Origin of the sequence: Polaribacter sp. Hel1_85 (genome assembly GCF_000766795.1) — a bacterium.
Classification (GTDB): domain Bacteria; phylum Bacteroidota; class Bacteroidia; order Flavobacteriales; family Flavobacteriaceae; genus Polaribacter.
This window is the reverse complement of sequence record NZ_JPDS01000003.1, coordinates 168,933-195,269: the sequence shown is the minus strand read 5'-3', so window position 1 is coordinate 195,269 and position 26,337 is coordinate 168,933. Positions and strand designations below refer to the sequence as shown.

Genomic DNA, 26,337 nt, shown 5'->3' with positions numbered 1-26,337 from the left:
AAATTATGAGTAATTCAGATGACAATTTAGACAAAAACCAAAAAGAAGAAGTCAATAAAACCATAGACTCAGAAGAAAACATGAAAACAGATGTAAATTCTGAAGATGAATTGTTAAAAGCTCAACAAGTAGCTGAAAATGCTGTAAAAGAATCTTTACAGATTATTAGTGATGTAATTAATTCATAAACAAAAATACCTTACAAATCGTGAGAATTTTTGTTTATGTTATTTTTATTTCAATAATTATTGAAAGTTTAGAAAATTGTTGTACATTTGGTGTATGAAATTAGATGAAGCAAAAAATAAATACATTCAAACTTGGGGGAGTTTAGCAACTTCTTGGGGTATTAATAAAACCATGGCACAAGTACATGCTTTGTTATTAGTTTCTATAAAACCACTTTCTGCAGAAGGTATTATGGAGACTTTAAAGATTTCTCGTGGAAATGTAAACATGAATGTAAGAGCTTTAATTGATTGGGGAATTGTAAGTAAAGAATTTGTAGTAGGAGAGCGAAAAGAATTTTTTGTTGCGGATAAAGATATTTGGGAATTGTTTAAACAAATAACTAAAGAACGCAAGAAAAGAGAAATTGAGCCTGTTTTAAAAGTATTAGAAGATTTACAAAAAGTTGATGATAATACTGAAGATGGAATGCAATTTAAAAAAGTGCTTACTGATTTGTCTTCAGTAACAAATACTGTAAATAATATTTTAGATAATGCTATTAAAGCCGATGAACATTGGTTGTTATCTAACTTTACAAAAATAATTAAAAAGTAAAAAATTTGCAAACAAACTTTCAAATATTTCTGAAAGTTTTAAAATAAAAAAATATGGGAATTAATATTTCAATCATGACTTGGATAAACAGAGTTTTAATGGTTCCGTTTATAATCTCTTTGTTAATATTATTAATGTATTCTAATTACATTTTTTATTCAATGTATATAGCTTTTGCTGTTTGTTGCTTTCAAGTATTTTCATCGTTATTAACCTCTTTTTATTTTAAGAGAATAGATAAGAATACAAGGAAATTTTTATTCACTTATATTTTATCAGTTGTGTTTTATTTTTTTATTTGGTTCATTCTTGATTATTTTAAATTGAATAATATTGAGGAACTTATAATCTTTTTACTATTTGGGATACCAGTTATACTATCGCTTCTTTGGACATTTATTTTAGAATCATTAAAAAAACAAATATGAACCAAATTACATACATACTATACATTCTACTCTCAAGTACAATTGTAATTCTCGTTGGAAATTGGTGTTACAAAAATGGAAAAGTTTACATATTAAGTTACTTTCCTAATGATATTAATTTTGGAAACGGAATCAATAAATTACTAAGAATTGCATACTATTTATTGAACCTTGGTTTGGCAATTTGGAGTTTACATTCAATGAGAGAAATCAAGAATTCTGTTGAGGTTATTCTTGAAATTAGTAGCAGATTAAGTTTTATTTTATTGATCATTGCTTCGCTTCATTTTATCAATATTTATACAGTGTATTTAATTCAGAAACATTTTAAAAATCAATCAAAATGAAAATTAATTTAGAAGAAAACTGGCAAAAAATAAGAATTCATTTTAGTAAATCCTTTGGATCAAATATGCATGTTTCAATTGCTTCTGTTGATGAGAATCATCAACCAACAATTACACCCATTGGTTCTTTATTTTTAAATAATAATCAGACTGGTTTTTACTTTGAAAAGTTTGCGTCAAAATTAAATATCAACTCAAAAATGAATAAAAATATTTGTGTTTTAGCAGTTAATAGTAACAAATGGTTTTGGTTTAAATCATTATTTAAAATGAGTTTTTCTGAATATCCTGCAATAAAATTATATGGAGAATTAGGAATAAAAAGAGAAGCTACAGAAAAAGAATACAGCGCTTTTCAACGAAGAATTAGACAAACAAAAAGATTAAAAGGAAGTAATTATTTATGGAAAGACATGGGTATAGTAAGAGAAATTACGTTTGCAAAAGGAGAAAAAATAAACTTAGGAATAATGACTAAGGAAAATTAAAATTAATATTAAAATCAATAATTATGAACACTTCATTAGAATTAATTGCGTACATCATTTATTTACCAATTGCTATTGGTTTAACCACTTTTGTATCTCAACATTTATTTAAAAATAGTAAGATTTTTATGTTGGATATTTTTAATCAGAAAGTAGAAATAGCAATGGCAACAAACAAATTATTTAAAATAGGATTTTATCTACTAAACATTGGTTTTGCTTTAAGAATTATATCAATTTATAGTTTATCTGGATATAAAGATTTAGTAGAAACTTTAAGTGCAAAAATTGGTGGTTTTTCAATCTATTTAGGAATTGTAATGATACTTTTTATTGTATTCTTTTTAAAAGGAAGAAAAGCAAGTAAGGAGAATAATTTGAAATTTAAAAAAGAACAAAATTTACTTACAAAGGATTATTCTTAAAAAGATAAACCCACTCAAATTGAGTGGGTTTTTATAATTATCTGAAGGCATTGCCTTCTACATATTTCTTCTATATTGTCCACCAACTTTAAATAAAGCCTGTGTAATTTGTCCTAAAGAACAAACTTTCGTTGCTTCCATTAATTTCTCAAATAAGTTTTCATTTTGAATAGCAGCTTCTTGTAAAATTGCAATTTGTTTTTCAACTTTCGTTGGATTTGCTTTGTTCAAATTTTCTTTAGTCTGAATTTGAAATTGCTTTTCTTTTTCTGTAGCTCTAATAATTTCTTCTGGTTGAACAGTTGGAGATCCTTTAGAACTTAAAAATGTATTTACCCCAATAATAGGGAAATCTCCATTGTGTTTTAAAGTTTCGTAATACAAACTTTCTTCCTGTATTTTAGAGCGTTGATACATAGTTTCCATAGCACCTAAAACGCCTCCGCGTTCTGTAATTCTATCAAATTCTTCCAGAACTGCAGCTTCAACTAAATCCGTTAATTCTTCAATAATAAATGCTCCTTGAATTGGGTTTTCATTCTTTGTTAAGCCTAATTCTTTATTGATGATTAACTGAATAGCCATTGCTCTTCTAACAGATTCTTCAGTTGGAGTAGTAATGGCTTCATCATAGGCATTTGTATGTAAAGAATTACAATTATCGTTAATTGCATACAAAGCTTGAAGCGTAGTTCTAATATCGTTAAAGTCGATTTCTTGCGCGTGTAAAGAGCGTCCGGAAGTTTGAATATGATACTTTAACATTTGTGCTCTTGGGTTTGCTCCGTATTTATATTTCATCGCTTTTGCCCAAATTTTACGAGCAACTCTACCAATTACTGAATATTCTGGATCAATTCCGTTAGAAAAGAAAAATGATAAGTTTGGACCGAATTTATTAATGTCCATTCCGCGACTTAAATAATATTCTACATACGTAAATCCGTTAGATAAAGTCAATGCCAATTGTGTAATAGGATTTGCGCCAGCTTCAGCAATATGATACCCAGAAATAGAAACGGAATAGAAATTTCTAACTTGTTTTTCAATAAAATATTCTTGAACATCTCCCATCAACCTTAAAGCAAATTCAGTAGAAAAAATACACGTATTTTGCGCTTGATCTTCTTTTAAAATATCTGCTTGTACAGTTCCTCTAACTTGTGCTAAAGTGTCTTTTTTTATTTGTTGATAAATCTCAGAAGGTAAAACCAGATCTCCAGTTAAACCTAACAACATCAAACCTAAACCATTATTTCCTTCTGGTAATTGTCCTTGATATTTTGGTCTTTCTAATCCTTTTAAATCATAAACTTCTATAAAAGTAGCTTCAACTTGATTTTCTAATTGATGTTCTTTGATATATTTCTCACAATTTTGATCAATAGCAGCATTCATAAAGAAACCTAACAACATTGGTGCTGGCCCATTTATGGTCATAGAAACAGAAGTCATATGATGACTTAAATCGAAACCAGAATACAGTTTTTTTGCATCATCTAAACAACAAATAGAAACTCCTGCATTTCCTATTTTTCCATAAATATCTGGTCTGTGTCCAGGGTCATTTCCATATAAAGTAACTGAATCAAAAGCAGTAGAAAGACGTTTTGCATCCATTCCTAAACTTACATAATGAAATCTTCTATTTGTTCTTTCTGGACCTCCTTCTCCTGCAAACATTCTTGTAGGATCTTCTCCAGTTCTTTTAAACGGATACAATCCTGCTGTGTAAGGAAATTCTCCAGGAACATTTTCTTGTAAATTCCAACGTAATAAATCTCCCCAAGCTTTGTATTTAGGTAATGCTACTTTTGGTATTTGTGTATGTGAAAGTGATTCTGAATGCGTTTCAATATTTATTTCTTTATCACGAACTTTAAATGTGTAAATTGGGTTTTTGTATTTCTGAACTTTTTCTTGCCAGTTTAAAATTACTTCCCAGTTATAAGGATTTAAGTTTAGTTTTACTTTTTCAAATTGAGCAAGTAATAATTTTAGGAAAAAAGTTTGAGATTTCTCGTCAGTCGTTCCTTCATCTGTCGAAATGACAACTGATTTGTCATTTTGAGCCTGTCGAAAAATTTCATCAATATTTAATCCAGATTTTGTTAATAGAGATTTCTCCATTTCAGTCGAAATGACATCAGTTAAAGATAGAATAGTTTGATAAATTCCATATAATTTCTGAGCAACAATAACTTGTTCATCAACATTTTTATCATAATCTCTGTTGTTTTCTGCAATTTCAGATAAATAACGAACTCTTTTTGGTGGAATTACAAAGATTTTTTCAGACATTTCTTTGGTGATTTCCATGTTTGATTTTAAATCTGCACCAGTTTTTTCAACCAATTTATCCATAATACTTTTGTACAAAGTATTCATTCCTGGATCGTTAAATTGTGATGCAATTGTTCCAAAAACAGGTAAATCATCTTGATTGATATGCCACAAATTATTGTTACGCATATATTGTTTTTTCACATCTCTAACTGCGTCTAAAGCTCCTCTTTTATCAAATTTATTGATGGCAACTAAATCTGCAAAATCTAGCATATCAATTTTTTCTAACTGAGTTGCAGCTCCAAATTCTGGTGTCATTACATACAAAGAAGTATCAGAATGTTCTATGATTTCAGTATCAGATTGTCCAATTCCAGATGTCTCTAAAATAATCAAATCAAATTCTGCAGCTTTTAAAACTTCAATGGCTTCATTTACATGTTTAGACAATGCTAAATTAGATTGACGAGTTGCTAAAGAACGCATATAAACACGGGCGTTATTTATAGCATTCATTCGAATTCTATCTCCTAAAAGTGCACCACCTGTTTTTCTTTTTGATGGATCAACAGAAATTAACCCAATTGTTTTTTCTGGAAAATCAATTAAAAACCGCCTCACTAATTCGTCAACTAAAGAAGATTTACCAGCGCCACCAGTTCCTGTAATTCCTAAAACAGGAACAGAAGCCCCTTTTAATTTCCCCAAAGGGGAAAAAATCTTTGCGAAATCTGTATGGTTATTTTCTGCAAGTGATATTAATCTTGCAATTGTATTAATTTCTTTGTTTTTTAAATTTTCTAAAACCCTCTCATTACCTAATTCCAACAACCAACCTCCATCTTCATTACACACTTTTCCAGTAGAGTGTTTCCCTTCTTTGGTAGGGGTAAGGGAGGCTTCTTCAGCCTTTTCAACCAAATCATTAATCATTCCCTGTAAACCTAATTCGCGTCCATCATCTGGAGAATAAATTCGTGTAATTCCATAATCCATCAATTCTTTAATTTCTTCAGGAAGAATTACACCACCTCCGCCACCAAAAATCTTAATATGACCTGCACCTCTTTCTTGTAATAAATCATACATGTACTTAAAATACTCATTATGTCCTCCTTGATAAGAAGTCATAGCTATTGCATTTACATCTTCTTGAATGGCGCAGTTAACCACTTCTTCTACAGATCTATCATGACCTAAATGAATAACTTCTACTCCGGTAGATTGAATAATTCTACGCATAATATTAATGGCAGCATCATGTCCATCAAAAAGAGAAGCAGCAGTTACAATACGTACTTTATATTTAGGTTTATAAGGTGTAATTTGTGTCATTCGTAATAAATGTTTAATTTTAGGCTTGCAATTTACGGAATTATTAAAAAACACAAAGATTCTTTAAATTAATTAAAAATATTTAATGAAATCCCAAGGTTTTCTACTGTTTAGATAAAGTAGATTGCTTTCATTTTGATAAGCTTCACGTTCAAAACTTAAGTTTTGATAAGTAAGATAACTATTTTTATAAATAAAAAATTTAAAAATCCATTCTAAAACATAAATAATATAGAAAAATAGAACTAATAACTCTTTTTGCTGTTTTAAATGAATTTTTTCATGATTGATAAGAATTTTATCTTGCTTTAAGTGTACCTTTTTTAGAAAGATAAAAGGAAAAAGCGTAATTCCAACAAAACCATTTGGAACCATATATTTAGAAATAAAAATCATAATAGTAGTCAAACAAATATCAGTCCAAAATAAATATATTTGATAATCCACACAAATTAAGTTTAGTAATGACATTTAAAGAAGAAATTCAACAAGGAATTCCAGCTGTTTTACCAAAACCAAAAGAGTATGATTTAGAGTTGAATCATGCACCAAAAAGAAAAGATATCTTATCTCTCGATGAAAAAAAGTTAGCAATCAAAAATGCATTACGCTATTTTGATAAAAAACATCACAAGGTTTTATTGCCAGAATTTGCATCAGAATTAGAAGAATATGGTAGAATTTATATGTATAGATTCAGACCAAATTATAAAATGAAAGCAAGAGATATTGATGAATATCCTGGAAATTCTGAGCAAGCAAAAGCTATTATGTTAATGATACAGAATAATTTAGATGTTGCTGTGGCACAGCATCCACATGAATTAATAACTTATGGAGGAAATGGAGCTGTTTTTCAGAATTGGGCACAGTATTTATTAACGATGCAATATTTATCAGAAATGACTGATAAACAAACTTTAACAATGTATTCTGGTCATCCAATGGGATTATTTCCATCCAACAAAAATGCACCAAGAGTTGTGGTTACAAATGGTATGGTAATTCCTAATTATTCGCAACCAGATGATTTAGAAAAAATGAATGCGTTAGGTGTTTCTCAGTATGGACAAATGACTGCAGGAAGTTATATGTACATTGGTCCACAAGGAATTGTACATGGAACAACAATTACAGTTTTAAACGGATTTAGAAAAATAAACAAAGAACCAAAAGGGAACTTATTTGTAACTTCTGGTTTGGGAGGAATGTCTGGAGCACAACCAAAAGCAGGAAATATTGCAGGTTGTATTACTGTTTGTGCAGAGGTGAATGAAAAGGCAGTTGAAACTCGTTATTCACAAAAATGGGTTGATGAAGTTATATCAGATATTGATAAATTGGTTTTAAGAGTAAAATCAGCAAAAGAAAATAAAGAAACAATCTCAATTGCATATTTAGGAAACATTGTTGATGTTTGGGAGAAATTTGATTTAGAAAATATCTTTATTGATTTAGGAAGTGATCAAACGTCATTACATAATCCTTGGGCTGGAGGTTATTATCCTGTTGATGTTTCTTTTGAAGAAGCGAATTTAATGATGGCTAAAAATCCAGCATTATTCAAAGAAAAAGTACAGGAAACTTTAAGAAAACATGTTGCAGCAATTAATAAACATACAGCAAAAGGAACTTATTTTTTCGATTATGGAAATGCATTTTTGTTAGAAGCAGGTAGAGCAGGAGCAGATGTTATGAGTCAAAATCCTACAATAGGAAAAGAGTTTAAATATCCTTCTTACGTGCAAGATATTATGGGACCAATGTGTTTTGATTATGGTTTTGGTCCATTTAGATGGGTTTGTACTTCTCAAAAACCAGAAGATTTAGCAAAAACAGATGAAATTGCGTGTAAAGTTTTAGAAAAAATCAGAAAGAATTCTCCAAAAGAAATTCAACAACAAATGGCTGATAATATTCAATGGATTAAAGGAGCGCAAGAAAATAAATTGGTTGTAGGTTCGCAAGCAAGAATTTTATATGCAGATGCAGAAGGAAGAATTAAAATAGCAAAAGCATTTAATAAGGCTATTAAAAAAGGTAAAATAGGAGCAGTTGTTTTAGGAAGAGATCATCATGATGTTTCGGGTACAGATTCTCCATATAGAGAAACATCTAATATTTATGATGGATCTAAATTTACAGCAGATATGGCTATTCAGAATGTAATTGGCGATAGTTTTAGAGGTGCAACTTGGGTTTCTATTCATAATGGAGGAGGAGTTGGTTGGGGAGAAGTTATAAATGGTGGTTTTGGCATGCTTCTTGATGGTAGTAAAGGAGCGTCAAAGCGTTTAGAATCAATGCTTTTTTGGGATGTAAATAATGGGATTTCAAGAAGAAGTTGGGCAAGAAATAAAGAAGCTGTTTTTGCAATTAAAAGAGCAATGAAAGCAGAAAAAAACTTAAAAGTTACACTTGCAAATACTGTAGATGATGCTTTAATAGATTTAATAACTTAAAAACTAATTATTATGAAAAAAGGTATTCTTTTAATTTTAAGTATCGTTTTATTATATTCTTGTAACTCGGTAAAAGTGGTTACAGATTATGACTCTAAAGTAGATTTTAATAAATACAAAACCTTTGCTTTTTATAAACCAGAAATTGATAAAGCTAAAATTTCTGATTTAGACAAAAAAAGAATTTTAAGAGCTATAGAAACAGAATTGTTAGCAAAAGGATTTACAAAATCTTCAAACCCAGATATGTTGGTTGGTATTTTTACAAAATCTAGAGAGAAAGTAAATGTAAATCAAAATCAAAATAATGTAGGTTTTGGTTGGGGTTGGAACCCTTGGTGGGGAGGAATGAATACGAGTGTAAATGTGAGCCAATACACAGAAGGAACTTTATTTATCGATTTTATTGATAAAGAAAAGAAAGAATTGGTTTGGCAAGGAATTGGTACTGGAGCTTTAAAACTTCAGAATAGAGAGAAAAAGGAAGTAAGAATTAAAGAGTTTGTTAAAGAAATTATTTCTAGGTTTCCTCCAGGGCAAGAAAAATAAAAGTTTAAAAAGCGTTCTTATGAACGCTTTTTTTTATGGATTAAAAAGTTATTTTTGCAACACCTATTTTATGGTTAAATAGAATGTGTTATGTATAATCAAAGAATTCCATTAGAAGAAGGAGATTATTATTTAAATGAACAAGGTTATAGGGTATTTACAGAAAAGTACCATCTAAAAAGAGGATATTGTTGTAAAAGTGGATGTAAGCATTGTCCTTTTGGTTATGATAAAAAAACAGATACTTTTAAATAATAAAGTGACTTTATATAGAAAATAGTTTCATAATAATAAATAAGTAAAAAAAAATGATAAAAAGAATTTTAGTTTTAGTGGTTGTACTTCAGTTTGTAGGATGTGCAGAATTACAAAAAGTAGTTAGTAGTTTACCTAGTGGAGGAGCTTTGTCTCAAGAACAAATAGGTAATGGTTTAAAACAAGCTTTAGACAATGGAATAAAAAACCAAGTATCTAAATTAACATCTACAGATGGTTTTTATAAAAATGATTTAGTTAAAATTTTATTGCCAGAAGAATTACAAGCTGTAGATAAAGGTTTGCGTAAAATTGGTTTGGGTAATTTAGCAGATGAAGGAATTAAAGTTTTAAACAGAGCAGCAGAAGATGCAGTAAAAACTGCAACTCCAATTTTTGTAAATGCAGTAAAAGATATGACATTTGCTGATGCTAAAAATATTTTATTAGGTGATCAAAATGCAGCTACAACGTATTTGCAAGGAAAAACAACCGATAATTTAACGGCAAGTTTTAGTCCAGTAATTAAAAATTCTTTTGGTAAAGTGGGGGCAGATAAAGTTTGGAGTAATTTAATTTCTAAATACAATTCAATTCCTTTTGTTAATAAAGTGAATCCAGATTTAACTCAATATGTAACAAACCAAGCTTTAAAAGGAGTTTTTACAATGATTGAAGTTGAGGAAAAAGGAATTCGTGAAAAAGTAGGATTAAGAGATACAGCATTGTTAAAGCAAGTATTTGCTTTGCAAGACAATAAATAGAAATAATATAATAACAAAAAAAGAGGCTGTATTTAATAAATATAGCCTCTTTTTTTGTTATTATATTATTACATTTCAGTTAAAATTGCTGACATTTCTTTTTGCAATTGTTCAGCTTTTAAAGCCGCTTTAACAGCAAAATCAGTGTTGTTTGAAGCATAAATAATTCCACGTGAGGAATTAATTAGTAAACCAATATTCTCTGATAAACCATATTTGCAAACGTCTTGTAAATTACCACCTTGAGCACCAACACCAGGGACTAATAAAAAAGAAGTAGGTACAATTTTTCTAATTTCTTTAAAGTATTCAGCTTTTGTAGCACCAACAACATACATTAAGTTCTTCGAGTTTTCCCATCCTTTAGAAGTCTCTAAAACGTGTTTATATAACTCTTTTCCATCAACCTTTTTTGTTTGAAAATCGAAAGCACCTTCGTTAGAAGTTAATGCCAACATAATAGTATGTTTATTTTCAAAAGCTAAAAAAGGTTCTACAGAATCTTTCCCCATATAAGGGGCAACCGTAACAGAATCAAACGCTAAGTCTTCAAAAAATGCTTTGGCATACATGGTAGAGGTGTTTCCAATATCTCCACGTTTTGCATCTGCAATTGTATAAATTTCTGGATAATTTTTGTTTAAATATTGTATCGTTTTTTCTAATGATTGCCAACCTTTAATGCCATAAGCTTCATAAAAAGCGGTATTAGGCTTGTAAGCAACGCATAAATGATGAGTTGCATCAATAATTGCTTTGTTAAATTCAAAAATAGGATCTTCTTCTTTTAAAAGATGCGACGGAATTTTGTTTAAATCCACATCTAATCCAATACATAAAAATGATTTTTTCTTTTTAATTTGGGCAATAAGTTCTTGTGTTCTCATCTGTTTTCTAAAAGTTAGGCAAAAGTAGGTATTTTTGTTTTTAAATAAAGAGTCAAATTGTAAGTAATAGATATATTTGATGACAAAAAGTAAAAAATAAATTTATGTTCAAAAAATTATCAATTTTAGTTTTACTACTGTTTTTTGTGAGTTGTAATTTCGAAACTCCAACAGAATTTTCAGAAAAAGCACTAAATGAAAAAATATTTAGTTTAAATGATGTTTCATCGACTTTTAAAGAAGTTATAGATGAACATAAAGGAAAAAAAATTTTAATTGATGTTTGGGCTTCTTGGTGTAGAGATTGTTTAGCAGGAATGCCAAAGGTAAAAGAATTACAAAAAGAGTTTCCAGAAGTAGTTTTTTTGTTTTTATCTGTTGATGAAAGAATTGGTTCTTGGAAACGAGGTGTAAAAAAATACAATTTAAAAGGAGAACATTTTAATTTGCCAAAAGGAATGAAAGATGGTGATTTGGTAAATTTCTTAAATGTTAGTTGGATTCCTAGATATATAGTTCTTGATGAGAATGGAGAAATAATACTCTTTAAAGCCACTAATGCATCAGATAATGATATAATTACAGCATTAAAAAAATCTATATAAAACGTTTTAGTAACTATTTGTTTTTCTCAACGATTTTTGTTTTTCCATTTCTTAAATTTACATCATAATTAAACAGAAATTAATACAAACCTTTTTGGTGATAAAATAAAAATTATGAGAACAAAAATAGTAGCAGGAAACTGGAAAATGCATAATGATAAGAAAGAAAGTAAAAAACTTATCAAAGATTTAAAGAAAGCAATTAAAGAAGAGAAATTAAAAAACACTCGAGTAATTGTTGCTCCTACTTTTGTAAACTTATCTGCATCTATAAGAGCCGCTAAAAAATCTAAGATTGAAGTTGTTGCACAAAACATGCACCAAGCAAAAAGTGGTGCTTTTACAGGTGAAATTTCAGCAGATATGTTAAAAGCTATCGGTATTAAAACAGTTATTTTAGGACATTCAGAAAGAAGAACTTATTTTAATGAAACAGATAAAACTTTAGCGGCTAAAGTTGATGCAATTTTAGAAAATGATTTAGAAACTATTTTTTGTTTTGGAGAATTATTAGAAGATAGAAAATCTGAAAATCATTTTAAAGTAGTAGAAAGTCAATTAACAAATGCATTATTTCATTTAGAAGCAGATGCTTGGAAAAGTATCATTTTAGCATACGAACCTGTTTGGGCAATTGGTACAGGAGAAACTGCAAGTGCAGAACAAGCACAAGAAATGCATGCTTTTATTAGAAGTATTATCGAGAAAAAATACAATAAAGAAGTTGCAGACGCTGTTTCTATTTTATACGGAGGAAGTGTTAAGCCTGCAAATGCAGAAGAAATTTTCTCTAAACCAGATGTAGATGGTGGTTTAATTGGAGGAGCTGCTTTAAATGTTGATGATTTTACAGGAATTATTAAAGCTATTTAAATATAGTATTTAAAGATATTTACAATAAATTTGCATCGAGATTTTAAATCTTGATGCATTTTTTTTACAATAAATTTATGGATAACATTTATATAGAATACAATTTTACAGTAACACCAAAAGAACCTGCCACAGAAATTCTAATTGCAGAATTGGGTAATGTTGGTTTTGAGAGTTTTGTTGAGAATGAAAACGGAGTTACAGGGTATATTCAAAAAGAAGATTGGAATAATAGTATTCTTGAGAATATTTTTGTTTTAAATTCTGATGAGTTTTCTATTGAATATAATCAAAATGAAGTAGCTCAGACAAACTGGAATGCAGAATGGGAAAAGAATTTTACACCTATTCAGGTGGATGATTTAGTGAGTATTCGTGCGCCATTTCATGAAAATCCAAATTTAAAATACGATATTGTAATAGAACCAAAAATGAGTTTTGGTACAGGTCATCATGAAACTACACACATGATGGTTCAGCATTTATTAAATTTAGATTTAGAAAATAAAAAAGTGTTAGATATGGGGTGTGGAACCGGAATTTTAGCAATTTTTGCTGAAATGAAAGGAGCAAATCCTACAGATGCAATAGATATTGATAATTGGTGTTATGAGAATTCTTTAGAAAATGTTTCTCGCAATAATTGTAAGAATATTTCCGTTTATGAAGGAGATTCATCACTTTTAATCAATAAAAAATATGATGTTATTATTGCCAATATCAACAGAAATATTTTATTGATTGACATGAAGGTTTATGCAAATTGTTTAAATGAAAATGGAGTTTTACTATTAAGTGGATTTTATCAAGAAGATATTCCAATAATAGATGCTGAGGTTTCTAAATATAATTTAAAGTTAGAAACATTTATTGAAAGAAATAATTGGGTTGCGTTAAAATATAATAAAGAATAAAAAATATTTTCTATTTTTATAGTATGAGTACAAAAGAAAAAATCCAAGAAGAAGTTGATGTTTTAGAGCAAGAAGTATTTCAGCATGAAATAGTTTTGCATAATGATGATGTAAATACATTTGATCATGTAATAGAATCTTTAGTTTCTGTTTGTGATCATTCCTTCGAACAAGCAGAACAGTGTGCAACTTTAGTACATTACAAAGGAAAATGTACTGTTAAATCAGGTGAACTTAAAGATTTAGAACCAAGATGTTCTAAATTATTACAACTAGGTTTATCTGCTGAATTGGTGTAATTATGGAAAACGTTTTTAAGTATTATGAGTTTTCAGAATTTATAGTAGATAAATCAGATGCTTTTTCTGGAAACGAAATTAGCTATACAGAATTAAATGCGACACATTTTTTAATTTTCGAAAAAAATAGAGAATCTTACAACTTGTATGTATCAAGATATCATCATAAAAAAGATATCGGCTCAAAATCACCAGAAATTCTAGAATTGTTGATAGAAAATTACGATAAAAGTATTCCAGAACATCGTATTGCTATTAAGCAGTATTTAGATTAAACTGTTCTTATGCTAGATTTTTTTTGAGTATCACTATAAAAAATAATTTCCTTCAGCAAAGAGAATTTCCATCATTAAAAAAATAAGATTACTCCAAGAAAGAATTGGTTATATGGTCAGTCTAATTAATTTCTCTTTAAATTTTAACTCATCCTTTAAATTTATTTAGGAATATTATATAGATTTTATTTTTTCAATTTTTAACTGAAGAAAGAAAAAGTATTTAAGGTGTATTAGCGTGAAAGTCCTTTAAATGCTAGTTTTATTTGATTGTAAATACAATTAGAGCATTTCCAAATATCGTCTAAACTAAAGACAATATCTTCATTAAAGCGTCATTCGTCGAAAAGATTTACAGAAAAGTCAGATTTATTATTTATTTGTAGTGACTTTTAGAAAGAATAAGAGTCTTATAAATGTGAGATAATAAATGGTGATTAAGAAAATCATAGCAATTTTAATAATTTTTTTGCTTCCGGCTTTAGGATTTGGACAAATGGTTCCACCTCCAGTACCACCTCCACCACCTCCAGGTTTGCCTATAGATGGTTTGTCAGGAATATTATTTCTAATAGGTATAATATTTGGATCTGTAAAGATCATTAAAGATAGTAGTAGTTAGTTTTTATACTAAGTTTGGTTAGACGAAAAGGCCTTGAATTTTTATTCAGGGTCTTTTCCATTTACAGAATATTGTAAAAAGAAAAAACTCATCTTAAAAAGATGAGTTTTTTTGTGACCATGCTAGGATTCAAACCTAGAACCTCTTGAGCCGTAATCAAGTGCGCTATTCAGTTGCGCCACATGGCCTTAAAGCGGGTGCAAATATAATAGCATTTTTTGAAAACAGAAAGGCTATTTCAATTTTTTATGAATTTATTTTTTCTTTAAAAGAATCTATAATAGGTTGTGCCTTTTTTATATCTTCATTTAATACGAATAATTCAACTGAATTTGGAGGAACTCCAAAACCACCTAGTCTTGCAGATTCAACCCTGTCTGATAATCTAGAAGAAACTCCTGCTTCTTTTAATATGGTATGAAGTCTTTTTACTATAATTGTACTTTCTGTAAATACTTTTGTATATTCTTCTGTCATAATTTTTGTTTTTTAGTTTAACGAATTTTTAGTTACAAAAGCTCTCCATCCAACAATAGCTAGTTGAAGTTTTGATGCTTTAGAAATGTCCAGTCCTTTTTTTGTGAAGGAAGGTAAGATCAATTTATTAATCTTTGCAAGAGTTTTAAAAGCCTGTTTTTTCATTGTTCGTAAATTAGTTATTAAATTTACTAAAAATAAACAACTCTCTCCTTAAAGATTGAGTTGTTTAAAGCTAAGTTACTTTTCTTTCTCTGTTTCTGTTCTTTAATTATTTCTTTTGAATTTTATTTTTGAATTAAAATAGAATTTGAAATATAATTTCAGACAACGTTTTGATAAATTTAATTAAGATAATAATCATAGTGGTTTTGGGTATTTGGGTTCGTAAAATGGGTTAATTTTTATATTGTTTTATCAATATATAGTGATTGAGAGATGATTACCAAATGGAATATTAATTATTAATTAATTTGATTTACTATTTATAATACAAATAATTATTTTTATTATAATATGAAACTTTATTTTCTTTTATTAGGTTTATTATTTAAACTTATAAATAGCTATGTTGTATAAATATGTTAGTTTTTAAAGGGGGTTTTTTGTTTGTTTTTGAAATGTAAAGGAAAATGTATTTTTTTAAGTCCAATTTTTATGCTTTTCATTTTTTGTTTTCTTCTTAAAGTGATAAAAATGTATCTTCGCCAAAAATAAAATTCATGAATTTTTTATTAATAATTGCGGGTTTAGTTTTGTTGATCTTAGGTGGTAATTGGTTGTTAAAATCTGCAGTTGCCTTATCATTAAAATTAGAAATACCAAAAATTGTTATTGGTATGACAGTAGTTTCTTTTGCTACTTCGGCCCCAGAATTAATTGTGAGTATAAATGCTGCATTAAGTGGAGCACCAGATTTAGCCTTAGGAAATGTTATTGGCTCTAATATTGCCAATTTAGGATTGGTTTTAGGGATTACCTTATTATTAGGTAGTATGGAGGTGCAAAAAAGTTTTTATAAAACAAATTGGCCAGTAATGATGATTGCTTCTGCAATGTTGTATTTATTCTTAATTAGTGATAAGGTTATTGTGCAATATGAAGGGGTAATTTTATTTTCATTTCTAATTATTTTTCTTGTATATCTTTTGCGTTTTCAAAAAACGGCGATTTTAGATGAGCTTCCAGAAGATGATGAACCTTTACCATTATATAAAATTGTTCTTTTCTTAACTATAGGGGGTTTGGGGCTCTGGGGAGGCTCAGAATTACTTATTAAGGGGGCAACAGCATTAGCGTTAGAGTTTGGTGTAACAGAACGTGTAATTGCAGTAACAGTAGTTTCTATTGGAACTAGTATTCCTGAGCTTGCTGCATCTGTAGTAGCTGTTTTAAAGAAAGAAAAAGCAATTTCTTTAGGAAACCTTATAGGGTCAAATGTATTTAATATTTTGGCTGTTTTAGGAGTTACCTCGATGATTACGCCTGTAGCAGTTACAGATATGGGGTTGCTCAATAATGATATATTTTGGATGCTAGGAGTTTCTTTACTAATTCTTCCTTTGGTGTTTTTTCCAAAAGGAATGCGTTTAAACTGGAAAGATGGTATAGTTCTCTTGGCTATTTATGGGTTGTTTATTTATTTCACTATATAAGTTCATTCAGTTTTAATGAATGTTTTATATCTATTTTTGATGAAACGTTTTTAAGTTTTTTATTTGAAAACTAACTTTAATTAAAACAGATAATTGATTTTCATAAATAATTAGAATTTAAGTGTAACACTATATTAGGACGAGACATTCATATAAAAAAAACACTAACAAATTAATGTTAGTGTTTTTTTATTTTATATAAGCGTTAATATTACTTAACTGGTTTTACAGTTTTGATAATTCTTGCAGCAATTTTATATGGGTCAGCATTTGAAGCTGGACGACGATCTTCTAACCATCCTTTATATCCTTTTTCTACAGCGATAATTGGAATACGGATTGACGCTCCTCTATCAGAAACTCCCCATGAGAAATCATTAATAGATGCAGTTTCATGTAAACCTGTTAAACGCTCATCATTGTATTCTCCGTAAACTTCAATATGTTCTTTAGTTACAGGACGAAAAGCTTCACAAATTTCTGCGTACTTATCTTTAGAACCACATTCTCTTAAAATAGTATTAGAGAAGTTTGCGTGCATTCCTGAACCATTCCAATCTCCTTTTACTGGTTTTGGATGATACTCAATATAATAATGGTGCTTCTCAGTTAAACGATCTAATAAATATCTCGCAATCCAAATTTCATCACCAGCTTTTTTAGCTCCTTTTGCAAATAATTGGAATTCCCATTGTCCAGCAGCAACCTCTTGATTGATTCCTTCAAAGTTTAATCCTGCATCTATACATAAATTAGCATGCTCTTCAACTAATTCTCTACCCCAAGTGTTTTTACCACCAACAGAGCAGTAGTACATTCCTTGTGGTCCAGGATATCCTCCAATAGGGAATCCTAATGGTAATTGAGTTCTAGAATCCATTAAAAAGTATTCTTGCTCAAAACCAAACCAAAAATCATTATCATCATCATCAATAGTTGCACGTCCATTTGATTCGTGTGGAGTACCATCAGCATTATAAACTTCAGTCATAACTAAATATCCATTTATCCTAGCAGGATCAGGGTATATTGCAACTGGCTTTAATAAACAGTCAGAGGAACCACCTTCTGCTTGTTTTGTAGATGAACCGTCAAAAGACCAATCTCCTAATTCTTCAATTGTTCCTTGAAAATTTTCATGCTCTTCAACCTTTGTTTTACTTCTTAGGTTTTGTGTTGGTTTGTAACCATCAAGCCAAATGTACTCTAATTTAATTTTTGCCATAATATATTATAATTTGTGTGATGTTCGTTCTACAAAAATCAAATATTTTACCTACATATCAAAAAAATGAGGGGTAAAATATTGAAAATCATTAAAAAATAATTTTATCCCTAATTTTGAAAGGGTATCTTTGTTTAAAATTAAAAATAAGTAGCAAATATTAGTAATATGTCAAGGATTAGATTCAACGCTTTGCAAGAAACACTACATAGAAGTCCTATAAAAGTAGTTCAGAATGAAAAAAGATCGACACTTTTTGGTCAAAATGTCTTTAACAAACATGCTATGCAACAGTATCTTACACGTGCAGCTTATGAAAGTGTAATGAATGCAATAGAACTTGGAACTAAAATAGATAGAAAAATTGCAGATCAAGTTGCTGTTAGTATGAAAGATTGGGCGATGTCTAAAGGTGCAACTCATTATACACATTGGTTTCAACCACTTACAGGTGCAACTGCAGAAAAGCACGATGCTTTTTTTGAATCAATCAATGGAAGTTTGGCAATGGAGAAATTTGATGGAGAGCAACTGGTACAACAAGAACCAGATGCATCAAGTTTTCCAAATGGAGGAATTAGAAATACTTTTGAAGCAAGAGGTTATACAGCTTGGGACCCTACTTCACCTGCTTTTATTTATGAAACTACATTGTGTATTCCTACAATTTTTGTGGCTTATACAGGTGAGGCTTTAGATAATAAAACACCATTGTTAAGAGCTTTACAAGCAATAGATACACATGCAACTGCAGTTTGTAAGTATTTTGATAAAAATGCAAGTAAAGTAAGTGCAACTTTAGGTTGGGAGCAAGAGTTTTTTTTAATTGATGATGCTTTAGCACTTTCTAGACCAGATATACAACTTACTGGTAGAACATTAATAGGTCATACTCCAGCAAAAGGACAACAATTAGACGATCATTATTTTGGTACAATTCCTGCAAGAGCTATGAGTTTTATGCAAGATTTAGAGCAAGAATGTATGTTGTTAGGTATTCCTGTAAAGACAAGACATAATGAAGTTGCTCCTAATCAATTTGAAGTTGCTCCAATTTTTGAAGAAGCAAATTTAGCAGTAGACCATAATTCTTTGTTGATGGATGTAATGCAGAAAGTATCTAGAAGACATAAATTTAAGGTATTATTTCACGAAAAACCATTTGCAGGAATCAATGGTTCTGGAAAACACAATAACTGGTCATTATCTTTAGATAATAGAACTAATTTATTAAGTCCTGGTAAAACGCCAATGAAGAGTTTACAGTTTCTTACATTTTTTATAAATACTATAAAAGCTGTTTATAATTATGAAGAATTGTTAAGGTCATCTATTGCTTCTGGAAGTAATGAATATAGGTTAGGTGTAAATGAAGCGCCTCCAGCAATTATTTCTGTTTTTATCGGAAGTCAGTTGTCTGCAGTTTTAGACGAATTAGAAAATGTTACCAAAGGAAAATTATCTCCTCAAGAGAAAACAGATTTAAAATTAAATATTATTGGTAAAATTCCAGAAATATTATTAGATAATACAGATAGAAATAGAACATCTCCTTTTGCATTTACAGGAAATAAATTCGAATTTAGAGCAGTGGGTTCTTGGGCAAATTGCGCAATTCCAATGACGGTTTTAAATACAATTGTTGCAAAACAGTTAAAACAATTTAAGATTGAAGTTGATACATTAGTAGATGAAAAAGGACTTAAAAAAGATGAAGCTGTTTTTAATATTCTTAGAGAATATATTAAAGACTCTAAGGCCATTCGTTTTGAAGGAGATAGTTATGGAGAAGCTTGGGAAAAGGAAGCTAAAAAACGTGGTTTAAGTAATAATAAGTCAACCCCAGATGCTTTAAAAGTAAAAGTTTCTGATAAAGCAATTTCTCTTTTTGAAGAAATGGAAGTTATGAGTAAAGTAGAACTTGATGCTCGTTATGAAATTGATTTAGAATCTTATACTAAAAAGGTTCAAATAGAAGGCCGAGTTTTAGGAGATATCGCAAGAAATCAAGTTGTACCCACAGCTATAATTTATCAGAATACATTATTAGAAAACACTAAGAATTTAAAAGAAATTTTTGGAGGTGAATATAAGATTATTGCTAAAGAACAAATAGAATTAATAATGATTATTTCTAATCATATTACACAGATCAATGCTTTGGTAATTAAAATGGAAGAAGAAAAATCTAAAGCGAATAAGTATATAGGTTTAAAACTGGCAGAACATTACAGTAAGAAAGTAAAACCTTATTTTATAGACATAAGATATCATTGTGATAAATTAGAAAGTATGGTTGATGATAATTTATGGCCACTTACAAAATATAGAGAGTTATTGTTTACAAGATAGCAAATCGTCAATTATAATTTTTTCCAATAATGAAAGTATATATATAGGTATATACTTTCATTTATTTTTTACTTTTCTCTATTTTTTTTCATGTAACATGCTTATTTACAGTGGTTAATTTTTTGTCTAAAAAACAAGAAAAATAAGCGTTATTTATTGGTATATTATATATAAATTTCTTATATTTGATATGTTTAAACAACGATCGATTGAATTAGTATAGATATTTACAACTCTCGTCTTTGAGAGTCGAATCAAAATGTAAGTTATAAATTACATTTTCCCCAGTAATTTTAAGTACCCCTAAAAATTTATTCTAGCATTTCTTTTTGAATTTATATCAAATTAATATTTGATATGCTACATATCGAATATTAATTTGATATGCTAAATTTTATAAACGTATTTTAAAATTATATATCATGAAAAAATTATTAATTATGGCTATGTGTATAGCTACAGGAATCACATTTTCTCAAAATTTAATATTAACTGATGGACAAACAGGTGCTATTAAAAAAACTTCTGGAACTCCAGATGCAGTAGTAACTTTTGTACAAGATGGAGCACCTGCAACTGCAGTGTGTGAAGTAGATCAAGTAATAATGCCTGAAGATTTTGTAAAAAATGGTAGAAATAAAGTTGCTGTTAGACAAATGGGTGATAGCAATGAAGCAAATGGAACTCAAGAGGGTATTGGTAATATGTCTTTAATAAGACAAGATAACTCTAATTTCCTTCCAAGTGAAATAGGTAACTTAGCATCTACAGTGCAGATTGGATCTCGTAATGGTGCAGATATCAAACAGTTTGGTGAAGGTAATGAAGGGCGTATCCATCAATTAGGAGACGATAACTACGCAATCCAAGATGTAGGAAGTGATACAGCAATGAAATCAGAAGGTAATTTAGCTTATGCAAAACAAGATGGAGATGAAAATAGTACTTCTCAAAAACAACGTTATGATAATAACGATGCAACAGCTATTACTATCGGTGATAGAAATACTGTAGTTCAAGATCAAAATAGTGGTCCTAACCAATCTAGTGGAAGTGTAGCTTTTGTTAACCAAGTAGGAAATGATAATGGTGCGCAACAAGTACAATTAGGTTCTGAAAATTTTGCATCTGTTTACCAAACAGGAGATAGAAATACATCTGTTGAAACTCAAACTATGATAGGATATTTTGAGGAAGAAATGAATATTTCTACAGTTAATCAAGTAGGAAATGATAATATATCATGTGTTACTCAATATGCTGATTTAGCAAGTAATAGTAGTTGTGTTAACCAAATTGGTAGCGATAACTCTTCTTTAGTTAATCAAACTGCAGTTTTAGGAGGTAAAAACGCTTCATGTGTTAAGCAATTCGGTGACAATAATACGGCTCAAGTAAGCCAAACAAATAGTATCTTTTAACTAATGTTTTAAATGAAGTGAGAATATTTTATTCTCACTTCATTTTCTTAATTTAAAAAGCAGAAAGATGAAATCAATAAAAAAAATATCAATTATTTTTCTTTTCTTATTTTCTCTTTTAGTGAGTGCTCAAGATGAAAAATTACCTAATTATTTTTCAGAACAATTACAATTAAATACGCAACAATTACAAGGTGATATTTCAAATAGTTTTCAAGTTAATAAAGAAAAAACTCTTAGTACCATTTCATTAAAGCAAATAGGTGACGAAAATATTGCTAATATTAACAGTAAATACACCAATGGAGAACATACTTTGTTTCAAATTGGAGATGGAAATAATTATCAATTTTTAAATAATAGTAGTCAACCAATTAATTTGGGTGTATTACAAGCAGGAAATGATAATTTATTAAAAATAGTTGGAACAAATTCTATGTTCCAGAACCTTCAAATATATCAATTTGGTGGCGCTAAAATGAGTATAATTAACTATTAGTTAGATACACTTTTATGAAAAATAAAATTATAGTTTTATTATTTGTAAATGTTTTTTTCACAACTTTTTATTACGCCCAAGAGTTTGATAAATATGAAGTTAAAGGGGAAATTAATTTAACTAGAATAGATGATTTTTTAACACTTAGAGCTCAAGTTATAAATGAAGAATCATTTTTCATAAACGATCTTTACTACAATTTTGTAGTTCTTAAAAAAGGGAGTTCTGGAAATTTATCTAAAAACAATCAGTCCAATGATTTTTCATTAAAACCAAATGAAGAAAAGCAATTATCAGTAATTAAAATCAATTTAAAGAAAGATGAAGAACTAAAAGTATACCTATTTATCAAGTACAAAAATAAATTAATACATAGGGATACATTTTTTATCAAAGATAAAGAAGTAGTTAAAAAAGAAGTTGGTGAAGAACAGTTTTTAATAAGAGGTATTGTTATAGACGAATCTATGACAAAGATAGGTAGAGATTATCATGATTTTTTTTACAAAGAATATTTAGTAACGGGTAAAAATTATCCATTTATAGTTAAGATAATTGAAAAACCAGCGATGGGGAGGAGTAGTATTATATCAATTGAAGTTGATAGAAATAAAATTCATGAGTTCTTTTCAAGACCTAATGAAGATTATTTAAAAGCAAATGTATCAAGTGCTATGATGAAATTAAGAGCTTACAGTCAAAAAAGAAAAACCACTTTTAGTAATAAATTATAGAAATCATTTAATTCTATTCGTTATGAAACATAAATTAATATATATATTCATTTTAATATCTGGTTTTGTGTATTCACAAGATTTGGTATACACGCCTATAAGTCCATTTTTTGGAGGTAGTACTTTTAATTATCAGCAAATTTTGGCATCTGTATCAGCTCAAAATAGTTTTACTGAAGAAAGTGCAGAAATAGAGGTGACAACAGCTTTAGAAAGTTTTACTAATAGTTTAAATTCTAGATTACTTAGTTCTTTATCTCAAAGTTTATTTCAAGAGCAATTAGGTAGTACAGACTTAACTGTTGGTACTTATACTTTTGGTGATTTGGTAGTTGAAATAACTCCTGGAACAAACGGTTTAAATGTTAATATACTTAATATTACAACTGGTGAGCAAACCCTGATAGCAGTCCCTAATAGCAATTAAAATCACTATGAAAAAACCTATAAGTATTATTTACTTGTTAATAATTAGTGTTTTAACGAGTTGCGGCGCTTATTTTAATCAACCTTTTACTCAGACAAAAGCTAGAATTGGAGAGAATACTTCACCCGAGTTTTTAGCTAAAAAATTTCTTCCTAAAGAGAAAATTATTGTAGGTGTTTATAAGTTTCGAGATCAAACAGGGCAATATAAACCTGCAGAAAATGGTTCTACATTCAGTACTGCTGTAACACAAGGAGGAACTACAATTTTACTAAAATCACTTGAAGAATCTGGATGGTTTAGACCTATTGAAAGAGAAAATATTGGAAACCTTTTAAATGAACGACAAATAATTAGAAATACACGTCAAGAATATGCAAATGGACAAAAAGTAACAATGCCACCTTTACTTTTTGCAGGTACAATTATTGAAGGAGGCGTAGTTTCTTATGATTCAAATATTATAACAGGGGGTTCTGGATTGCGTTATTTTGGAGCAGGTATGTCAAATCAATATCGTCAAGATAGAATTACTGTTTATTTAAGAGTGGTATCTACATCAACAGGAGAAATATTAAAGAATGTATACGTGTCAAAAACAATTTTATCTCAAGGTGTTTCTGCTAACTTATATCGCTACGTATCTTTAAAAAGATTGTTAGAGGTAGAAACAGGAGTTACTAAAAATGAACCTTCTCAATTAGCTGTAAAAGAAGCAATAGATAAAGCAGTAGATTTATTAATTGTTGAAGGAATTATTGATGGTGTTTGGAGGCCTAGTGGAGGTGAAGGAGTAATAAAGCATGTTAAAGAAGTTTATAAAAAGGAAGAAATAAATGCAGATAAAACTGAACTTTATAATCGAAAAAAAGAAAAGAGACGTGCAAAGTTTGCTGCAGGGGTAGGTTTAGGAATGTCTCAAATAAAAGGAGATTATGCAAACTCTACAAGTCAGTTTGGTTTTGATCTTAAGTTAAAACATACATTCAAAGATCCAAAATTTAATTTTTGGGGAACTTTTGGAAGGTTTGAACTCGATAATAAAGATATTTTTCATGAAACTTTTATAACCTCAGGTCTTAATCTTGAATATACGATTTTGCCCTATGAAAAATTTACTCCATATATATATGCTGGAGTTGGAACAATGTCTAGAAAAAGCTTGAGTAATACTTATTTTAAATTTCAAGGAGGATTGGGTATTGAATATTTAGTTTCAAATAAGGTGGGACTTTTTGTAAACGGTGAAAATAATATGCTGCTAAGTGATGGTTTAGATGGACAAGTTGTAGGAGAGAAAAATGATTTAGTATGGCGTTTTGGAATTGGTGTTAATTTTTATTTTTAAACAAAATTCAGATGAAAAAAGAAATTAGATTATTAAGTATACTATTCATAACTCTCTTTTTTGCTAGTTGTGGAGAAGATGGAACTATTGGTTTAATAGAATATGGAGACTTATCGGGTAAAGTTGTTGAGAAAGAAGGCTACCTTCCTTTAGAAAATGTAAAAATAGTGTTGTCACCCACTAATAATACAGTGTTTACTGATGCTGAAGGAATTTTTTTATTTGAAGGAATAGAAACGCAAGAGTACTCTGTAAAAGGGGTTAAAGATGGTTATTTAGATGAGTATGAGGGAGCAACAGTTGTTGTAGATGGAGTTATAAATATTGTTTTAGAAATGGAAATTTCAACGTCTTTAAATAAATCGCCAACAAAACCAGAACTTGTTTCGCCTATTGATGGAGAAATAGATTTACCAAATGAAGTTGAATTGACTTGGGAATCTACAGATCCAGATGATGATGATTTATTATATATCATTGAAATTAGAAATGATTTTAATAATGAAATCACCAGAATTACAGATTTAACAGAAGAAAGTTATACACTATCTGATTTAAAATATGGAGCAAAATATTTTTGGAGTATTGAAGTGAATGATGGTATTAATACAGAGGTGATAAGTAGTATTAGTTCCTTTGCAATTATAAATGACCCAGCAAACCGGTTTTTTTATGTAAAAAATGAAGGAGGAAATAATGTAATTTATTCTTCAAGTTTTAATGAAGAAAACGGTGAAGTTTCTAATACTGTACAATTAACAAACTCTAGCTTAAATTCTTGGAGACCTAGAAGAAATAATATATCAAACTTAGTAGCATTTTTAAGAATAGAAGACAATGAAGCTCATTTGTTTACTATGAAAACGAATGGAGATGACGTTAATAAAATAACGTCAACAATTCCATTATCTGGTTTTAGCTTAAATGAAATGGATTTTTCATGGTCGCCAGATGGCAGTAAATTATTATACGCTTCTTTTAATAAGCTATATGCTATAAATAAAGATGGAAGTGGATTGCATAAAGTATTTGAAACTTTAGATGGTAGTTTAATATCAGAATGTGATTGGAGTAGTGATGGAACAAAAGTAGCTATTAAAACAAACGATTCTAATGGATACAATGGGGCTATTTTAGTTATTGATTTAAATGGTACTATTTTAGTAAATGTTGTTTCTGGAGTACAAGGAGCTTTAGGTGGTTTAAATTTATCCACTTCAGGTGATAAATTATTGTTTACAAGAGATGTTTCTAATCATCAAGCATCTAATTACAGACAATTAGATACAAGGTTGTTTATTTATAATTTTACCGATTATACTTTTATAGATGTTTCTGAAGATGAAAAAGAAAATGGTACTAATGATTTAGATCCTCGTTTTTCACCAAATGAAGCGAGTGTTATTTTTGTAAACACATCTAATGATGGTATTTCAGAAAAAAGGATTACATCAACTAATTTATCAGGAAATATTAAAAGGACAGTTATGTTTTCTGACGCAACTATGCCAGATTGGGAATAAGATCTAACAAAAAAATTAAAAGCGAACGATAAAAAAACGTTCGCTTTTTTTATTGATATAAAATTTAGAAAAACTA

General features: G+C 29.1%; 29 protein-coding genes and 1 tRNA gene. 22 read left to right on the top strand and 8 right to left on the bottom strand.

All coding sequences use genetic code 11. From position 1 onward, the window contains the following. Window positions 1–5: 5 nt before the first annotated feature. The 5 genes from PHEL85_RS14590 (at window position 6) to PHEL85_RS14565 (ending at window position 2,474) form a co-directional block, all read left to right on the top strand. Window positions 6–188, top strand: a complete 183-nt coding sequence (locus tag PHEL85_RS14590) for a hypothetical protein (RefSeq protein ID WP_036826853.1) — start codon at window positions 6–8, stop codon at window positions 186–188. Window positions 189–282: 94 nt separating this feature from the next. Continuing rightward, window positions 283–786, top strand: a complete 504-nt coding sequence (locus PHEL85_RS14585; RefSeq protein WP_036826850.1) for a GbsR/MarR family transcriptional regulator — start codon at window positions 283–285, stop codon at window positions 784–786. 424 nt (window positions 787–1,210) lie between these two features. Next, window positions 1,211–1,561 carry a hypothetical protein gene (locus PHEL85_RS14575; protein ID WP_052108599.1) on the top strand — a complete coding sequence of 117 codons (351 nt, stop codon included), beginning with the start codon at window positions 1,211–1,213 and terminating at the stop codon, window positions 1,559–1,561. Continuing rightward, window positions 1,558–2,049, top strand: coding sequence for a hypothetical protein (locus PHEL85_RS14570; protein ID WP_052108598.1), 492 nt, complete (start codon window positions 1,558–1,560; stop codon window positions 2,047–2,049). The genes PHEL85_RS14575 and PHEL85_RS14570 overlap by 4 nt, the downstream gene beginning before the upstream one ends. A 23-nt stretch (window positions 2,050–2,072) precedes the next feature. Beyond that, entirely contained in the window at window positions 2,073–2,474 is a 402-nt protein-coding gene (locus tag PHEL85_RS14565; RefSeq protein ID WP_036826845.1) for a hypothetical protein, read from the top strand. 57 nt (window positions 2,475–2,531) lie between these two features. Here PHEL85_RS14565 and PHEL85_RS14560 read toward each other — a convergent pair whose 3' ends face one another. Together PHEL85_RS14560 and PHEL85_RS14555 are read right to left on the bottom strand one after the other, a co-directional pair. Then, entirely contained in the window at window positions 2,532–6,095 is a 3,564-nt protein-coding gene (locus PHEL85_RS14560) for a methylmalonyl-CoA mutase family protein (RefSeq protein ID WP_036826842.1), read from the bottom strand. 72 nt (window positions 6,096–6,167) lie between these two features. Next, window positions 6,168–6,542: a hypothetical protein gene (locus tag PHEL85_RS14555; RefSeq protein ID WP_316931389.1), complete on the bottom strand. Its 375-nt coding sequence runs from the start codon at window positions 6,540–6,542 to the stop codon at window positions 6,168–6,170. Between the two features lie 17 nt (window positions 6,543–6,559). On the opposite strand from PHEL85_RS14555, the gene PHEL85_RS14550 reads away from it, so the two are divergent. From PHEL85_RS14550 to PHEL85_RS14540, 4 genes are all read left to right on the top strand, one after another. After that, window positions 6,560–8,557 carry a urocanate hydratase gene (locus PHEL85_RS14550; RefSeq protein ID WP_036826835.1) on the top strand — a complete coding sequence of 666 codons (1,998 nt, stop codon included), beginning with the start codon at window positions 6,560–6,562 and terminating at the stop codon, window positions 8,555–8,557. 12 nt (window positions 8,558–8,569) lie between these two features. After that, window positions 8,570–9,106: a DUF4136 domain-containing protein gene (locus PHEL85_RS14545; protein ID WP_036826833.1), complete on the top strand. Its 537-nt coding sequence runs from the start codon at window positions 8,570–8,572 to the stop codon at window positions 9,104–9,106. A gap of 90 nt (window positions 9,107–9,196) precedes the next feature. Further along, entirely contained in the window at window positions 9,197–9,361 is a 165-nt protein-coding gene (locus tag PHEL85_RS17900; protein ID WP_162179439.1) for a DUF5522 domain-containing protein, read from the top strand. 53 nt (window positions 9,362–9,414) lie between these two features. Further along, window positions 9,415–10,125, top strand: a complete 711-nt coding sequence (locus PHEL85_RS14540) for a DUF4197 domain-containing protein (RefSeq protein ID WP_036826830.1) — start codon at window positions 9,415–9,417, stop codon at window positions 10,123–10,125. Between the two features lie 68 nt (window positions 10,126–10,193). Here the strand turns inward: PHEL85_RS14540 and pyrF are convergent, their stop codons facing one another. Then, window positions 10,194–11,012, bottom strand: a complete 819-nt coding sequence (pyrF, locus tag PHEL85_RS14535) for an orotidine-5'-phosphate decarboxylase (RefSeq protein ID WP_036826827.1) — start codon at window positions 11,010–11,012, stop codon at window positions 10,194–10,196. A gap of 104 nt (window positions 11,013–11,116) precedes the next feature. Between pyrF and PHEL85_RS14530 the strand changes: the two genes are divergently transcribed. The 5 genes from PHEL85_RS14530 (at window position 11,117) to PHEL85_RS14510 (ending at window position 13,978) form a co-directional block, all read left to right on the top strand. Next, a complete protein-coding gene (locus PHEL85_RS14530) occupies window positions 11,117–11,617 on the top strand; it encodes a TlpA family protein disulfide reductase (RefSeq protein ID WP_036826824.1) in 501 nt (166 codons plus the stop codon). A 114-nt stretch (window positions 11,618–11,731) separates the two neighbouring features. Next, a complete protein-coding gene (gene tpiA / locus PHEL85_RS14525; protein ID WP_036826821.1) occupies window positions 11,732–12,490 on the top strand; it encodes a triose-phosphate isomerase in 759 nt (252 codons plus the stop codon). A gap of 77 nt (window positions 12,491–12,567) precedes the next feature. Then, window positions 12,568–13,404, top strand: coding sequence for a 50S ribosomal protein L11 methyltransferase (gene prmA, locus PHEL85_RS14520; protein ID WP_036827899.1), 837 nt, complete (start codon window positions 12,568–12,570; stop codon window positions 13,402–13,404). A gap of 23 nt (window positions 13,405–13,427) precedes the next feature. Then, the gene (locus PHEL85_RS14515; RefSeq protein ID WP_036826818.1) at window positions 13,428–13,703 is read left to right on the top strand and encodes an ATP-dependent Clp protease adaptor ClpS; all 276 of its coding nucleotides are present in this window, start codon (window positions 13,428–13,430) and stop codon (window positions 13,701–13,703) included. Window positions 13,704–13,705: 2 nt separating this feature from the next. Next, the gene (locus PHEL85_RS14510; RefSeq protein ID WP_036826816.1) at window positions 13,706–13,978 is read left to right on the top strand and encodes a hypothetical protein; all 273 of its coding nucleotides are present in this window, start codon (window positions 13,706–13,708) and stop codon (window positions 13,976–13,978) included. Window positions 13,979–14,350: 372 nt separating this feature from the next. Here PHEL85_RS14510 and PHEL85_RS17805 read toward each other — a convergent pair whose 3' ends face one another. The 4 genes from PHEL85_RS17805 to PHEL85_RS18165 all read right to left on the bottom strand — a co-directional run bounded on the left by PHEL85_RS17805 (window position 14,351) and on the right by PHEL85_RS18165 (window position 15,242). Further along, the gene (locus tag PHEL85_RS17805; RefSeq protein WP_036826813.1) at window positions 14,351–14,581 is read right to left on the bottom strand and encodes a hypothetical protein; all 231 of its coding nucleotides are present in this window, start codon (window positions 14,579–14,581) and stop codon (window positions 14,351–14,353) included. A gap of 133 nt (window positions 14,582–14,714) precedes the next feature. Continuing rightward, window positions 14,715–14,788 (bottom strand) — tRNA-Arg (locus PHEL85_RS14500). Between the two features lie 58 nt (window positions 14,789–14,846). Then, complete coding sequence (locus tag PHEL85_RS14495) at window positions 14,847–15,077, bottom strand: putative signal transducing protein (RefSeq protein ID WP_036826811.1); 231 nt, start codon at window positions 15,075–15,077, stop codon at window positions 14,847–14,849. Window positions 15,078–15,089: 12 nt separating this feature from the next. Then, a complete protein-coding gene (locus PHEL85_RS18165) occupies window positions 15,090–15,242 on the bottom strand; it encodes a hypothetical protein (protein WP_036826809.1) in 153 nt (50 codons plus the stop codon). 557 nt (window positions 15,243–15,799) lie between these two features. Here PHEL85_RS18165 and PHEL85_RS14485 point away from each other — a divergent pair. Next, entirely contained in the window at window positions 15,800–16,732 is a 933-nt protein-coding gene (locus tag PHEL85_RS14485; protein WP_036826807.1) for a calcium/sodium antiporter, read from the top strand. Between the two features lie 211 nt (window positions 16,733–16,943). On the opposite strand, the gene PHEL85_RS14480 is transcribed toward PHEL85_RS14485, so the two are convergent. After that, window positions 16,944–17,957 (bottom strand): glutamine synthetase beta-grasp domain-containing protein, encoded by a 1,014-nt coding sequence (locus PHEL85_RS14480; protein ID WP_036826804.1) that lies wholly within the window; start codon window positions 17,955–17,957, stop codon window positions 16,944–16,946. A gap of 168 nt (window positions 17,958–18,125) precedes the next feature. On the opposite strand from PHEL85_RS14480, the gene PHEL85_RS14475 reads away from it, so the two are divergent. From PHEL85_RS14475 to PHEL85_RS14445, 7 genes are all read left to right on the top strand, one after another. Then, window positions 18,126–20,309 carry a glutamine synthetase III gene (locus tag PHEL85_RS14475; RefSeq protein ID WP_036826801.1) on the top strand — a complete coding sequence of 728 codons (2,184 nt, stop codon included), beginning with the start codon at window positions 18,126–18,128 and terminating at the stop codon, window positions 20,307–20,309. A gap of 422 nt (window positions 20,310–20,731) precedes the next feature. Further along, the gene (locus tag PHEL85_RS14470) at window positions 20,732–21,730 is read left to right on the top strand and encodes a hypothetical protein (RefSeq protein WP_036826800.1); all 999 of its coding nucleotides are present in this window, start codon (window positions 20,732–20,734) and stop codon (window positions 21,728–21,730) included. Between the two features lie 67 nt (window positions 21,731–21,797). Then, window positions 21,798–22,229, top strand: coding sequence for a hypothetical protein (locus PHEL85_RS14465; protein ID WP_036826797.1), 432 nt, complete (start codon window positions 21,798–21,800; stop codon window positions 22,227–22,229). A 14-nt stretch (window positions 22,230–22,243) separates the two neighbouring features. After that, the gene (locus tag PHEL85_RS14460) at window positions 22,244–22,963 is read left to right on the top strand and encodes a CsgE family curli-type amyloid fiber assembly protein (RefSeq protein ID WP_036826794.1); all 720 of its coding nucleotides are present in this window, start codon (window positions 22,244–22,246) and stop codon (window positions 22,961–22,963) included. Between the two features lie 22 nt (window positions 22,964–22,985). Then, on the top strand, window positions 22,986–23,390 hold the full coding sequence (locus PHEL85_RS14455) for a curli assembly protein CsgF (protein ID WP_036826792.1): 405 nt from the start codon (window positions 22,986–22,988) through the stop codon (window positions 23,388–23,390). A 7-nt stretch (window positions 23,391–23,397) separates the two neighbouring features. Then, the gene (locus PHEL85_RS14450; protein ID WP_036826789.1) at window positions 23,398–24,738 is read left to right on the top strand and encodes a CsgG/HfaB family protein; all 1,341 of its coding nucleotides are present in this window, start codon (window positions 23,398–23,400) and stop codon (window positions 24,736–24,738) included. Between the two features lie 11 nt (window positions 24,739–24,749). Further along, window positions 24,750–26,261 (top strand): PD40 domain-containing protein, encoded by a 1,512-nt coding sequence (locus PHEL85_RS14445; RefSeq protein WP_036826786.1) that lies wholly within the window; start codon window positions 24,750–24,752, stop codon window positions 26,259–26,261. Window positions 26,262–26,337: the final 76 nt, after the last annotated feature.